Consider the following 12993-nt stretch of genomic DNA (forward strand, 5'->3'; position numbering starts at 1 on the left):
CGTCAATATCTTCTTGTCTTTCTTTTCATACTTCTTATTATATTCTTCTTTTCTAAATCTACTCTGTTTGATTCAACTATTTTTTGTAACATTTTATTATAAGTAAAATCATCTAAATTATTATTTTTTATATAAAGAAGTGTTTCTTCTTCATACTTAACAAAACAAATTGACAATAGCCATGCCATACCCATTTTAACATAATATTCTTCACTTTGTATATTGTTACAGTATTCAAAAATATCTTTAATATGTTCATCATCAACATAATATATTAAAAACATAACTAATGCAAATCTAATCTCCCACGGATTTTCTGAACAAACATATTTTTTTAATATATCATACATGTATTCTTTATAATTATTTGTACATTTTAGTCCAGAACAAAATCCATCACAAATTGCCCAATTACTAATTTTAGGTACAAATTTTTTTATGTAATATAAAATCTCTTCAAAATTACTATTTATATTGCCAATCACCATACCCTGTAACATAACTTCTTCATAATAAGTATCTTCTGCTACTTCTAAAAATTCTTTCCAGTTGCCTTTACTTATTTCTTTTGACAACTTTCTTAAATTAGGAATTCTAATACCTATTATATTTTCTGTTCCTGGTATAAGTTTCTTATTAAAATCTCTATACTTAACATCTTGCATAGATTTCATATACTCTAAAAATTCGATATATTCCAATTTATCCCATTTTTCCCTACTAAGCATCATTTATTTACTCCTTAGTTCCTTTTTTCTTATTGTAACATAAAATTATATAAAAAAAAGCTTCTACATATCAGAAGCTTTTTCAAAAATGTACTAAATTTTTCAATTTAAAATTTAAATTAAATTAATCTTTACTACAGCATAATATCTCTTTAGAAAATCTTACTAATCTCCCACACCGAAGTCTGTATTATTGTATAAAACTTCTATATTTGGATTTTCATTTAAAAATTCATACTTATTAATAAACCATTTAACCAACTCTTCATCTCTTTTTATTTTAGAAGAATTGTTTATAAAAACATTCACAGTTGCTTTTTCAAAAGTATTTAGAATAATATCCATGTCATTATCTATCATTTCTTTAGTCTGTCCTTTTATTCCAACCATAATACAAGGCGAATCAAAATATTCTTTTACATCTTCTGGAGTTTTAAATCTTGCATTCTTATTTAAAAAATTATTTCTAAAATCATAATCAAATGTTTCAACCCCAATTTTAAATATTATAGGAATTTCAAAATAATCTCTCATTTCCTTTAGTCTATTTTTGTAGGACCAATGACTTTCTAAGAATAGTTTTTTTATATTTTTTTCTTTTATAATCTTCTTTATTCTCTCTAAAGTATCTTTAGGTATTTCAAAACAGCTACCAGAATTTATGACTTCAAGAACTCCATATTTTCCAGTTATATTTTTTAAAACTTCAAAGTTTACTTTGTTCATTTCTTCTTCCAAATTAGAATTATCATCTATATAATCACAAAAAGAACATCTTCCCCATATACATGGAAAGCTTTTAAGTAAAACTATTTCTCTTTGATTTTTATTTATTATCTCACTATATCTATCCATATTCTCTCCTATCTTTCTCCAGTTAATGATACTTTTAAAGTCTTTGGAACTGCATTTAATCCCAAATTTACCAAAACAACAGCAATTAATTTATCTGTATAATCTGTGAACACTTGAGTTATAAACACACTAAATACATCTCCAAGCCCTAGTACTTTTAAAATTTGAACTATATAAGAAGAACCCGATGATGTCACCCCGCCAAACAAAAAAGCTGAAATTACTGAGCTTACTATAGATGTTGGTATGGCAAACAACAATACTCCTAATGGAGTTTTTAAACCAGTTAAGAATTTCTTTTTAAAAGCAATACCAGCAAGTAATCCTGTTGATATCTGAACTGGTGCAAAATAAAGAGAATATACATCAAATGTAACTCCACTTATTAAACTTCCAAACACACCTGTAATAACAGCATATTTAGGCCCCAAAAGTGAAGCTATCATTATAGTTCCTATTGAATCTAAATATATAGGTAGCCTCAGCCCCATAGCTATAAACGCACCTACTATATTTATAGAAATCCCAAAGGCTATAAGTGTAATAGTTTTGACACATATTTTTCTTTTCACACTATATCACTCCTTCCACAGAGTCTATAATGTTTTCATATCCTTTAAAAAGTCTTTTTAAAAACATATACATAAATTTCTTTTCATCAACCTCATTTAAAATAATCGCATTAGCATGTTTTTTGTAGAAATTAAATGAGTCTACTATGGATTGCCCCATAGCTATTCCATCTTCCACAATTTCTACATATGATTCAAATCCTTTACATATACTTCTGTCTATAAAATATGCCACTGCTAGAGGGTCATTTATTACACAACCTATTATTCCTTCTTGCTCCCAATGAAAATCAATATAAAATCTAGTGATTTCAGTTATATATTTTGCCATTTTTTCATCAAGTCTATTTATAAACTCAATAATATTAGGAGTAAGTACAATTTTTCTAGTTACATCTAAACCTACCATGTGAATTTTTTTAGATAAATTCTTGTAAACATAATCTGCTCCATGTGGGTCTACCCAATAGTTAAATTCTGCTACTGGAGAACAATTTCCATGAATTTTAAAAGCTCCTCCCATAGATACAAATTCATCAAGATTTTCAAAGGCTTTTTTATCTTTCATAAGTGCTTTAGCTATGTTTGTAAGTGGTGCAAGTGCTATTATAGATACTTTTTCACGATTATGTAAAGTATTTATTATAAAATCTACTGCTCCATTTTTTGCTTTAACTTCTGTCACTTTTTGATAAAAATTTTCTCCTATACCATCTTCTCCATGTGTATCTTGAGCTGTTACAAGTGTTCTTTTTAGTGGTGCTTCTTCTCCTATATATACTGGAATATTTAGTGAAGAACACATTTGAAGTGTTTTTAGTGCATTTTCTGCACCTACATTTGCTGGTACGTTACCACAACATGTGGTAATTCCAATTACTTCTAGCTCTGGTGAGTTTAAAGCCAAAAGGATTGCCAAAGAATCATCAATTCCTGGGTCACAATCAATTATTACTTTTCTTTTTTCCATATTACTATCCTCCTTGATTTGTGGTCGAGGAGAACTACACATCTTTTTTCCACTTTCAAAAAGGTGTGTCTAAGGGTATTAATTATATACTGCCACTATATAATTCCTTAGTTTTTTATACTTGGAGTTCTCGAACAAGTACAGATGTTAAGTTTAGTTATGATTTTAAGTCATTTATTATAACCTGTCAATCAACTAAAACCTTTCAAACACCTGATTTACTAACTACAAAAACACTGTTTGTAGTTTAAAAGAATTTATTATATTTTTATGTGTCTCATTAAAGCATGCTTAAATAATAAACAAACTTTAATAAAATGTGGCACGTTTAAACCGATTATTATTATACAACAATATTATAAATATTACAATTAATACCTTTAATTAAATTTACATATAAAATTTATACTAAATTTAATTTTTATGTTGCAAATAAGCATCAAATGTTATATATTTTTAACAAGAAGTTAAAAATATATAACATTTACTAAAGGAGTTGTTAATAATGAAAAGTTTTAGGGAATTAAATAAACTAGGATTTTTAGGTTTCTTAGGTTTTTTAGGACTAGCTGGAATATATGCTGGTGAAATACGAACTATTAGTTTTTGTGCATTCTTTGTTTTTTTTAGATACTTTAATATTATGCCAGATGAATTATTTAGAGAAAACCTGAGAAAAGCAGCTGTGCCAGCATTTTTCTTTACACTTTCATCGCTATCAGTAGCTATGGTTTTATCCATCATCTCAGATAATATTTCTACTATTGAAAATGGTCTAGGAATAAGTTTTTCTATATCAATGATTAGCTTTGTTGCAGTTTTTGCATACTTACAGTATAAAGAAGGAAAAGGACTAGAGTAATGATGATTCGTTCAAGAACTAAAGAATATAGAGCAAAATATAATATGAAACAAGATGAACTGGCATCATTAGTAGGAGTAAGAAGAGAAACTATAGGAAATCTTGAAAATGGAAAATATAACCCTTCATTAAAATTAGCATTTGACATTGCTAACGTATTCAATGTAAGTATAGAAGAAGTTTTTGAATATATAAAGGATTAGTAACTATTCTCTTCTTAAAATTTTTGCTATACTTTTCTTAAATAGATTAAAACTAATACAATTTGGTGATTATATGAAAAGAAAACTTTCAACACGCTTTTTTGGATATATTTGGTTTGTTCATATTCTTTTTAGTGGCTTTTATATTAAAAAATTAGTACTAGATACTATGATAGGAATAATAATTCAACCAGTTTTACAGTTGTAATATCCAGTTTTGCATATACACTTGTAAAATATATTAAAGCGAAGTATTATACATATATATTTTCAAATAAAATAATTTATTTTATTTACTGAATATTTTTATTTTTTAGGGGGATGTATTGTGTTTAAAGACAAAATTGATGAATGTGTTCATATAATGACTGCATACATTGTTAGTTTAAAAGAATACTATTCATTTATAGAAACTCAGATTGATGATTTTATTAAAAGATATGGAGAAGATATTGTAGAGTCTTGTCTTCATAGAATTATGATTTTATTATGTGAATGTGGTTTGGCATAAAATTTAATTCATCAAAAAGAATAAGAAGAATTTTATATAAATTCTTCTTATCTAAATATTTAATTTAATAAAGATTTTAAATTACGCTTTTTCTTTTATAAATGCTCTTACTTTATCCATTGTTGACCACACATCACTATCATATATTTGTGTAAATTTTTCTCCTGTGCTCTTACTCATTTCTTCCATCTTGCTACAAGCACCTCCGCCAATAACATACAAATTTTCTGTTTTATATGGCTTATAATCTTTTATATCTGTTACTAAACAGCTTTCATCTTTTCTTTTATAATATAACCCTATTATTTCTGCTGAAACTCTATCATCTCCACTATAAACTATTGTATGTTTAATCTGCTTGATATCTCCACCATTTATATTATTATTTAATACGCCTTCTACGATTAACTTAGCCACACCCTCATATCCAAGTTTTTCTGCTTTCTCATAATCCTCTTTATTGTCACAAAAAAAACTTTCTATTAATATAGCAGTAGGTTTTGAACTATTTAGAATATACAATCCTTTATCTAATTTGGCTCCTCTATTTTTAAATACCATACCTAATTTATTACATATTCTAGTTGCATATTCTAAACCTTTATTACTATAATATAACACTTCTGAGCCTTTTCCTTGACCATCACTTGCATTTAAATGTAACTCTATAAGTAAATCATATTCTCCATTATTAACTTTAGGTATTTTATAAGACTTTTCCTCATTTTTAGAACTAAACTGTTTTTCAGGGCATATTATTACGCTTACTGTATGCCCTTTTTTCCTAAATATATCTGCTAATATTGGTGCCAATAATTTGTTATACTGATATTCATTAACTAATCCATCAGCAGAAGTACATGCACCATTTTTTAGAATACTGTGTCCTACTGTAATACATATTTTCATAACATTTTACTCCTTTAATTAAATTTTATCCATGTATATGTCCCATAATAATGAAAATCTAAATTTATATAAATCATTCATCTTCATAAAAAAAATAATTATCATTTTATTTTTTATAAAAATATCACAAATATTCTTAATATTCAATATATAATACATAAGTGGTAATCTAAAACGCATAACTAGACAAAAACATTTTTATTTTCATTTATTTTCATCTGATTTGATAAACTTTTATGTGATTCTACTATATAATCTCTATTGTCTATTTTTATTTAAAAATTCGTAAAATTATTAATTGATAATACTTTTTTTAACTATAACACTTTTTTATCATTTATATATTTTATAAATACTCTGTTTTAATTTTTTTATGTTAATATCTAATGATTACATTTTTTAGTATAACTTTAGTTATATCAAAAATATTTTAAAAATCTTAAATATATTCACACATTCTCATAAATTATGTTATAATGAGAATATTGCGATGACAGTTTTAGATTTTTGACAACTGGAGTGTAAAATCACTCCCTTTTCTTTTTACTAATTATGATAAATATTTAGTTAATACTAATATGCTATTATATAAAGTAAATATAAAAAATAAACTTTGTTATATGTACATTTTGCATTAATGCAAAAATGAATTTCATATATATTTCTCACAATAGGAGTGCTATGGCACTCTTTTTTGTTTTTTATAATTATGTGAAATATTCAGATACCATGTAATAAACCTTCATTTTTCAATTTTATATAAGAATCAATCATTAGATAAATACTATCTTTTTTATCTTAATATTATCCAAATCAGCACATAATAAATCCAATGTATCTTCTTAATATCACATAAGAAGATTCTAATCAATTTTAGTATCCTAAATTATTTTGCAAAACCAAATTAATTTGATTTAATAGTAATTTAATTAAAATGTGTAAGTACTGTACCAATATAGAAAGTATAGAAATCTAGATTGTTGACAAACTTAAAAATAAAACATACAATAACATTGTAAATTAAATTAACACTGTTAAGTTAAAGAGGTGATTATATGAGTGTCAAAGAAAGACGTAAAAAGGAAAAAATAGAAATGAAGAAAAAAATTATAGATGCTGCCATTGAAATTATCAATCAAGAAGGATATGAAAATTTATCAATTAGAAAAATTGCTACAAAAATAGAATATTCTCCAACTACTATTTATCTTTACTACAAAGATAAGGCACAGATTATTAATGATATGGCTAATGAACTTTATAATAAAATAGAAAATGATTCTATTACTGTTATGGATAAGTACTCCTCATTTTCAGTAGATAAACAAATCAGAGAAATTATGCTTACTTTTATCAAAATTCTTTCTAGCAATCCAGAAATGACAAAAGCCATAATGTATAGTGGAATGAATATTATATTTGCATCTCAAAATACTGCTAGTACTCCTGCTAATAATGGTATAGAGATGTTTGATAAACTTCTTGCTATTGGAATTAAGCAAAAAATATTTAAACCAAACATAGATAATGCTTCTTGGATGCTTATAAGTGCATTATTAGGCTTTGTTTTATGTGCTGTTGAAAATCACTTGTATTCTTTACATAACTTCCCACAATTTATAGACAATTTCGTGGATATTTTACTTGGAGGAATTTACAATGAGCATTCACATCAAAAATCTTAATAAGAAAAATAAATTTTTAAGAATTCTAAAAGTATTAATAGTTTTATTTTTTATATTTATATGTATTATTATTGTAGCTGTAGTTAATTTGAAACCAGAAAAATTAGTAGTACAAAATATAAATCCTACTAAAATAAAAAATGGTACTTATCTTGGAAATGCTGATAATGGTCTAGTAAAAGCTACTGTATCTGTCAAAGTTAACAATGGAGTAATAAAAGATATTCATATATTGAAACATGACACTCTTTTAGGTAAACCAGCTGAAAAGATTGTAAATAATATTATTAAGCAACAATCTTTAGAAGTGGATGCTATAACTTCTGCAACTTACAGCAGTGATACTATACGAAAAGCTATAGAAAATGCTTTACAAAAAGGAGAGTAAAATATGGATACTATTATTGTATATTCAAGTAAATATGGTTGTACAACAGACTGTGCAAATATATTAAAAAGTAAACTATCAAATAATGTGACTATTGTTGATATTAAGGATAAAAACAGTAAAATTGAATTATCAAAATTTGATACAGTTATTATTGGAAGTTCAATATATGTGGGTTCAGTTTCAAAAGAAATTCGTACATTCTGTAATGATAATATAGAGTCATTAAACCAAAAGAAAGTTGGAATTTTTCTTTGTTGCGCATTCTCTGAACAGACGGATAAATATCTATCAAGTAATTTCCCATCATCATTATTAAAGAGTGCAAAATCAATAAGTGTATTTGGTGGTGAAGCTAGATTAGAGAAAATGAAATTTTTTGATAAATTGATTATGAAGTCAGTTACAAAAAATGATTACAATGGTTTGAAAATATCACAGGATAATATAGATAATTTTTTAAGAAATTTTAATGACTAAAATAAGCTATACTCTTCGTTAACAACCCCATCTACCCCTACTTTATGGCAAAGAGCTCAAAAGTCATGGAATGTTTTACCATATATTTTTATATCAAAAGTTACATAACTTTCCCTTATATAACTTTTGATATAAAATATAATAAAGTATACAATATGTTTTCACATTTAAACTTGAACATTATAAAACAAAAACTATTATATTTACTACATTGGAGATGATACTTATGGGAAAAGTTAAAATCAGACTAGCAAAGGAAACAGATGCTGAAGAAATATTAAAAATATATACACCATATATCACTAATACAGCAATTACTTTTGAATATGATATACCAAATATTAGTGATTTTAAAAATAGAATAAAAACAATTTGTTCAAAATATCCATATCTAGTATGTTTAATTGATGAAAAAATTGTTGGATATACTTATGCTCATGAACATAATGAAAGAACTGCTTATCAATGGAATGCTGGATTATCAATTTATATTGATGAAAGGTTTGTAAGTTGTAAAATAGGCATAGCTCTTTATAATTCAATAATAGATATATTAAAATTACAAAATATTCAAAACTTATATGTTAGCATTGCATCGCCTAATATTAAAAGCGAAAGACTTCACCAACACTTTGGTTTCAAACTATGTGGAATTTATCATAATACAGGATATAAGTTTGGTAGTTGGCATGATGTTATGTTATTTGAAAAATACATAGGTACTCATCCTATAAAACCAGACTACATAAAAACAATCAAACAAATTGATACGAAAGAAATCGACACTATTTTAAAAAAAAGCAGTCTTCTTGTCAAATTACTTTAAAATAAAAACTTTAAATAAACCAAAATAAAAATAAGAAAGTAACTTTAAAATAAGTATTTTAAAGTTACTTTCTTATTTTTTATTAAATTTTATAATAATAGTCATATTAACGTAAATACTATAAAAAGAGTTTAAATTTATTTATTTAGTAAAATTAAATCAAAATAGAAAAAATGGAAGGAGAATAATTGATGATAAAACTGATTGGTATATTAATAGTTGTGATTGGATTTATACTTAAAATTGATACATTATTTACTGTATTATTAGCAGGAATAGCAACAGGACTTGTAGCAGGATTAGATTTTAACCAAATCTTTACAACTCTAGGAGATTCTTTTGTCTCAAATAGAGGTGTGTCATTGTTTATACTAACATTACCTGTAATTGGTGTTTTAGAAAGATATGGATTAAAACAAAGAGCAGTTTCTCTAATAGAAAAATTACAAAGACTCACAACAGGAAAAGTACTGAGTATATATATGTTTGCTAGACAAATAGCTGGAGCCTTATCAATAAGAATGAGTGGACATCCTCAATTTGTAAGACCACTTGTTAACCCCATGGCACAAGCTGCTGGATTAAGCAATAGTGATGAATTAAAAGAATCAGACGAAGAAGCTATAAAAGCATTATCTGCTGCATCAGAAAACTATGGTAACTTCTATGGTCAAAACTTATTTGCAGGTAGCAGTGGAGTTTTACTTATAGCATCTACTCTTACTCAATTTGGATATAATGTAACTGGAATTGAGATTGTAAAAGCTAATATCATTATGGCCGTAATAGCATTTATAGCTGCCACAATCCAATTTACTCTATATGATAAAAAATTAAATAAAAGTCATAAGAGATAGATTTATTTAGGAGGTATAAAAGTGCAAAATTTTATAAACATATCATTAGAAATTTTTTATGCATTAATGGGGCTTTTAATGATTGTCATAGCATACAGGTCTTTTACTACAATAGACAATAATAAAAAATACGGTACATCATTATTTTGGATACTAATATCACTACCATTTATATTTGGAAGATTAATTCCAGCTAATATAATAGGAATCATACTAATATTATCTAGTTTATTAACACTTACTAAACAAGTCATATTTGCAAAATACGAAGAGCCAAATGAAAATTTTGGGAAAGAACAGGCAGACAAACTTAAAAATAAAATATTCATACCATCATTAATATTAGCTTTTGCAGCAGTAATTGTAGCTATGAGTCTTTCTAATTTCGATAATTCTTCACAGTTTGCAATAGGTGTAGGTTCAATAATTGCACTAATATCTGCTCTTATAATAACCAAATCAAAATCATCTACCTCAGTTCATGATGGTTCAAGATTATTGCAACAAATGGGACCAGCTAGCATGCTACCACAACTTTTGGTTGCATTAGGTGCTTTGTTTACTCAAGCTGGAGTTGGCGAAGTTATCTCAGGTATGATATCAGGAGTAGTTCCTACTGACAATAGATTATTTGGCGTTATAGCTTATGTATTGGGTATGGTTATATTTACTATGATAATGGGAAATGCATTTGCTGCATTTTCAGTCATAACGGCAGGAATTGGAATTCCTTTTGTATTGTCTCAAGGTGGAAATCCTGCTATAATTGGAGCATTAGCATTAACAGCAGGATATTGTGGAACTCTACTTACTCCAATGGCAGCTAATTTTAATATAGTTCCAGCAGCTTTACTTGAATGTAAAAATGATTATGTTGTTATAAAGTATCAAGCACCAGTTGCTTTAATATTAATTGTAGCACACATATTAGTAATGTATTTTTTAGGATTTTGATATAAATAGGAGGTAAAATAATGAAAGTTTTATTAACAGGGTTTGACCCATTTGGTGGAGAACCAATTAATCCCGCTCAAGAAGCTGTCGAAAGGGTCAAAGATAATATAAATGGCTCAGAAATTATAAAAATAACTATACCAACAGTTATGACAAAATCTGTTGAAGCAATAGATAAAGCTATTCAAAAACACAACCCTGATATAGTAATATCAGTCGGACAAGCAGGAGGTAGATTTGATATTACACCTGAGAGAGTTGCTATAAATGTAGATGATTTTAGAATAAAAGATAATGAAGGAAATCAGGTTATAGACACGGTTATAAAAGAAGATGGTCAACCTGCATATTTTTCAAAATTACCTGTAAAAGCTATGGTAAAACATATGAATGAAAATAAAATTCCAGCTAGTGTTTCAAATACTGCAGGTACATTTGTTTGCAATCATGTAATGTATGGAATTCTTTACATGATAGATAAAAAATATCCTAATATAAAAGGAGGCTTCATACACATACCATACATGACTTCTCAAATAATAGATAAAAAGAATACACCATTTATGTCTTTAGAAGAAATAGTTAAAGGTTTGGAATTAGCCATAGAAGCTTGTGTAATCTACAAAGATGATATAAAAGAAATTGGTGGTGAAATTTCATAAAAAATATCTAAAATAAATTTTTTAAATTATAAATGAAAATAGACATTTTTTTAAATATAGACTGTAAGTATATTTGTTTAAATTCAAATTTACCTACAGTCTTTTACAATATGTACAATCTTCAAATGTAAAATTAAATTCTATTCTGTTCTCCCCACTCACACATTGCATCTAAAATCTTAATCAAAGACTTCCCTCTCTTTGATAAACTGTATTCTACTTTAGGTGGTATTTGAGGATATTCAGTACGAATAATCAAATCATCTGCTTCTAATTCCTTTAAAGATAAACTCAGAGTCTTATAAGAAATAGTCTTTATATAACGTTTTAGTTCATTATATCTAACAACTTTAAATTCAGCAAGGCAATAGAGAATTACCATCTTGTATTTTCCATTAATCAGTGAAAGTGTATAACTAAACCCTGTTTCACTTAAATCTGCTTGTGAGATACAATCCATATCCATGTGCTACACTCTCCTTTAGGTTAGTATTGAACAAAAATGTGCGTACTTGTCTTTTAGCTAATTTATAATAAAATTATAGTGTAAGAACAATTAAAAGTCAATTTGCTATAATACATATAAATTCTACTTAATGCTAGTACTTTAGCATATTGTCAAATTTTAATTTATTTACTCTTTAATTCAAGTTATAAAAAACTTCTAACATAATGTAGTTTCATATCACTGATAAATTTAGTAATAGGAGGTGTTTTAAATGTAAATCTAAGAACAAATGGAATATACCTGTACTTATAGATTCATAGAAAACCTATTTTAGAAAAAGCAAAGACCCTTGAATATCGATTAAATAAATTTTACTGGAGGAATTTCTAATGAAAGTTTTATTAATAAATGGTAGCCCAAACCAATACGGGTGTACTTATACAGCATTAAATGAAGTTGCTAAAACATTAAATAAGCATGACATTGAAACCGAAATATTATATTTAGGTAAAAAACCAATACCAGGTTGTATTGCTTGCTCATCATGCTTTCAAACTGGCAAATGTACTTGGAATGATAAGGTCAATGAGTTAGCGAAAGAACTAGATAATATTGATGGTATTATTGTTGGCTCACCTGTATATTATTCTGGTGCAAGTGGACAACTAACTTCATTTCTTGACCGCTTATTTTTTTCAGCTGGAAGTAAAATGGCAAAGAAACTTGGTGCATCAGTTGTATCATGTCGACGTGGTGGAGCAACTGCAACATTTGACCAACTAAATAAATATTTCTCAATCAGTAATATGCCTATTGTATCATCACAGTACTGGAATCAGGTTCATGGTTTTACCCCAGAGGATGTTATGAAAGATAAAGAGGGATTACAAACTATGAGAACTTTAGGTGAAAACATGGCATGGCTTCTTAAGTGTATTTCAGCTGGGCAAAAAACAGGAGTCAAAGACCCTCAATATGAAGAAAAAATTATGACTAATTTTATACAATAAATAATTTGGTTTTATTAATTGTTAATTTAAAATTAAAGTGATACTTAATAAATGGAATAGCGCATAGAAAGCA

17 protein-coding genes and 1 riboswitch are annotated in these 12993 nt (G+C 26.7%); of the genes, 11 read left to right on the plus strand and 6 right to left on the minus strand.

The window, feature by feature from the left end; all coding sequences use genetic code 11:
* Nucleotides 1-2: 2 nt before the first annotated feature.
* The 4 genes from IC213_RS05570 to IC213_RS05585 all read right to left on the minus strand — a co-directional run bounded on the left by IC213_RS05570 (nucleotide 3) and on the right by IC213_RS05585 (nucleotide 3125).
* Entirely contained in the window at nucleotides 3-731 is a 729-nt protein-coding gene (locus IC213_RS05570) for a DNA alkylation repair protein (protein WP_227823811.1), read from the minus strand.
* A 162-nt stretch (nucleotides 732-893) separates the two neighbouring features.
* Entirely contained in the window at nucleotides 894-1583 is a 690-nt protein-coding gene (locus IC213_RS05575) for a radical SAM protein (RefSeq protein WP_227433176.1), read from the minus strand.
* A gap of 8 nt (nucleotides 1584-1591) precedes the next feature.
* Nucleotides 1592-2155 (minus strand): ECF transporter S component, encoded by a 564-nt coding sequence (locus IC213_RS05580; protein WP_227433175.1) that lies wholly within the window; start codon nucleotides 2153-2155, stop codon nucleotides 1592-1594.
* A gap of 1 nt (nucleotide 2156) precedes the next feature.
* Nucleotides 2157-3125 carry a nucleoside hydrolase gene (locus IC213_RS05585; RefSeq protein WP_227433174.1) on the minus strand — a complete coding sequence of 323 codons (969 nt, stop codon included), beginning with the start codon at nucleotides 3123-3125 and terminating at the stop codon, nucleotides 2157-2159.
* Between the two features lie 101 nt (nucleotides 3126-3226).
* A riboswitch (PreQ1 riboswitch) is annotated at nucleotides 3227-3270 on the minus strand.
* 360 nt (nucleotides 3271-3630) lie between these two features.
* On the opposite strand from IC213_RS05585, the gene IC213_RS05590 reads away from it, so the two are divergent.
* From IC213_RS05590 to IC213_RS05600, 3 genes are all read left to right on the plus strand, one after another.
* Nucleotides 3631-3987 (plus strand): DUF3796 domain-containing protein, encoded by a 357-nt coding sequence (locus IC213_RS05590; RefSeq protein ID WP_227433173.1) that lies wholly within the window; start codon nucleotides 3631-3633, stop codon nucleotides 3985-3987.
* Between the two features lie 2 nt (nucleotides 3988-3989).
* On the plus strand, nucleotides 3990-4190 hold the full coding sequence (locus IC213_RS05595) for a helix-turn-helix transcriptional regulator (protein WP_227433172.1): 201 nt from the start codon (nucleotides 3990-3992) through the stop codon (nucleotides 4188-4190).
* A 328-nt stretch (nucleotides 4191-4518) separates the two neighbouring features.
* On the plus strand, nucleotides 4519-4701 hold the full coding sequence (locus IC213_RS05600) for a hypothetical protein (protein WP_227433171.1): 183 nt from the start codon (nucleotides 4519-4521) through the stop codon (nucleotides 4699-4701).
* A gap of 81 nt (nucleotides 4702-4782) precedes the next feature.
* On the opposite strand, the gene IC213_RS05605 is transcribed toward IC213_RS05600, so the two are convergent.
* The gene (locus tag IC213_RS05605; protein ID WP_227433170.1) at nucleotides 4783-5610 is read right to left on the minus strand and encodes an N-acetylmuramoyl-L-alanine amidase; all 828 of its coding nucleotides are present in this window, start codon (nucleotides 5608-5610) and stop codon (nucleotides 4783-4785) included.
* Between the two features lie 1055 nt (nucleotides 5611-6665).
* Here IC213_RS05605 and IC213_RS05610 point away from each other — a divergent pair.
* The 7 genes from IC213_RS05610 to pcp all read left to right on the plus strand — a co-directional run bounded on the left by IC213_RS05610 (nucleotide 6666) and on the right by pcp (nucleotide 11462).
* Nucleotides 6666-7295, plus strand: a complete 630-nt coding sequence (locus IC213_RS05610; protein WP_227823810.1) for a TetR/AcrR family transcriptional regulator — start codon at nucleotides 6666-6668, stop codon at nucleotides 7293-7295.
* Nucleotides 7270-7683 (plus strand): FMN-binding protein, encoded by a 414-nt coding sequence (locus IC213_RS05615; protein WP_227433168.1) that lies wholly within the window; start codon nucleotides 7270-7272, stop codon nucleotides 7681-7683. Before IC213_RS05610 ends, IC213_RS05615 begins: the two co-directional genes overlap by 26 nt.
* 3 nt (nucleotides 7684-7686) lie before the next feature.
* Nucleotides 7687-8163 (plus strand): flavodoxin domain-containing protein, encoded by a 477-nt coding sequence (locus IC213_RS05620; protein WP_227433167.1) that lies wholly within the window; start codon nucleotides 7687-7689, stop codon nucleotides 8161-8163.
* A gap of 226 nt (nucleotides 8164-8389) precedes the next feature.
* On the plus strand, nucleotides 8390-8989 hold the full coding sequence (locus IC213_RS05625) for a GNAT family N-acetyltransferase (protein ID WP_227823809.1): 600 nt from the start codon (nucleotides 8390-8392) through the stop codon (nucleotides 8987-8989).
* Between the two features lie 191 nt (nucleotides 8990-9180).
* On the plus strand, nucleotides 9181-9846 hold the full coding sequence (locus IC213_RS05630; RefSeq protein WP_227433165.1) for a DUF969 domain-containing protein: 666 nt from the start codon (nucleotides 9181-9183) through the stop codon (nucleotides 9844-9846).
* 21 nt (nucleotides 9847-9867) lie between these two features.
* Nucleotides 9868-10800: a DUF979 domain-containing protein gene (locus tag IC213_RS05635; RefSeq protein WP_227433164.1), complete on the plus strand. Its 933-nt coding sequence runs from the start codon at nucleotides 9868-9870 to the stop codon at nucleotides 10798-10800.
* A gap of 20 nt (nucleotides 10801-10820) precedes the next feature.
* On the plus strand, nucleotides 10821-11462 hold the full coding sequence (gene pcp / locus IC213_RS05640) for a pyroglutamyl-peptidase I (protein ID WP_227433163.1): 642 nt from the start codon (nucleotides 10821-10823) through the stop codon (nucleotides 11460-11462).
* 133 nt (nucleotides 11463-11595) lie between these two features.
* On the opposite strand, the gene IC213_RS05645 is transcribed toward pcp, so the two are convergent.
* Nucleotides 11596-11928, minus strand: a complete 333-nt coding sequence (locus tag IC213_RS05645) for a winged helix-turn-helix transcriptional regulator (protein ID WP_227433162.1) — start codon at nucleotides 11926-11928, stop codon at nucleotides 11596-11598.
* 371 nt (nucleotides 11929-12299) lie between these two features.
* On the opposite strand from IC213_RS05645, the gene IC213_RS05650 reads away from it, so the two are divergent.
* Nucleotides 12300-12920, plus strand: a complete 621-nt coding sequence (locus IC213_RS05650; protein WP_227483251.1) for a flavodoxin family protein — start codon at nucleotides 12300-12302, stop codon at nucleotides 12918-12920.
* Nucleotides 12921-12993 lie beyond the last annotated feature (73 nt).

The organism is Clostridioides sp. ES-S-0049-02 (assembly GCF_020658465.1).
Classification (GTDB): Bacteria; Bacillota; Clostridia; order Peptostreptococcales; family Peptostreptococcaceae; genus Clostridioides.

Bases quoted from the DNA above. Each gene is read 5' to 3' on its own strand.
- IC213_RS05570 (WP_227823811.1), bottom strand. From the start codon at position 731: ATGATGCTTAGTAGGGAAAAATGGGATAAATTGGAATATATCGAATTT.
- IC213_RS05575 (WP_227433176.1), bottom strand. From the start codon at position 1,583: ATGGATAGATATAGTGAGATAATAAATAAAAATCAAAGAGAAATAGTT.
- IC213_RS05585 (WP_227433174.1), bottom strand. From the start codon at position 3,125: ATGGAAAAAAGAAAAGTAATAATTGATTGTGACCCAGGAATTGATGAT.
- IC213_RS05590 (WP_227433173.1), top strand. From the start codon at position 3,631: ATGAAAAGTTTTAGGGAATTAAATAAACTAGGATTTTTAGGTTTCTTA.
- IC213_RS05595 (WP_227433172.1), top strand. From the start codon at position 3,990: ATGATTCGTTCAAGAACTAAAGAATATAGAGCAAAATATAATATGAAA.
- IC213_RS05605 (WP_227433170.1), bottom strand. From the start codon at position 5,610: ATGAAAATATGTATTACAGTAGGACACAGTATTCTAAAAAATGGTGCA.
- IC213_RS05610 (WP_227823810.1), top strand. From the start codon at position 6,666: ATGAGTGTCAAAGAAAGACGTAAAAAGGAAAAAATAGAAATGAAGAAA.
- IC213_RS05615 (WP_227433168.1), top strand. From the start codon at position 7,270: ATGAGCATTCACATCAAAAATCTTAATAAGAAAAATAAATTTTTAAGA.
- IC213_RS05620 (WP_227433167.1), top strand. From the start codon at position 7,687: ATGGATACTATTATTGTATATTCAAGTAAATATGGTTGTACAACAGAC.
- IC213_RS05625 (WP_227823809.1), top strand. From the start codon at position 8,390: ATGGGAAAAGTTAAAATCAGACTAGCAAAGGAAACAGATGCTGAAGAA.
- IC213_RS05630 (WP_227433165.1), top strand. From the start codon at position 9,181: ATGATAAAACTGATTGGTATATTAATAGTTGTGATTGGATTTATACTT.
- pcp (WP_227433163.1), top strand. From the start codon at position 10,821: ATGAAAGTTTTATTAACAGGGTTTGACCCATTTGGTGGAGAACCAATT.
- IC213_RS05645 (WP_227433162.1), bottom strand. From the start codon at position 11,928: ATGGATATGGATTGTATCTCACAAGCAGATTTAAGTGAAACAGGGTTT.
- IC213_RS05650 (WP_227483251.1), top strand. From the start codon at position 12,300: ATGAAAGTTTTATTAATAAATGGTAGCCCAAACCAATACGGGTGTACT.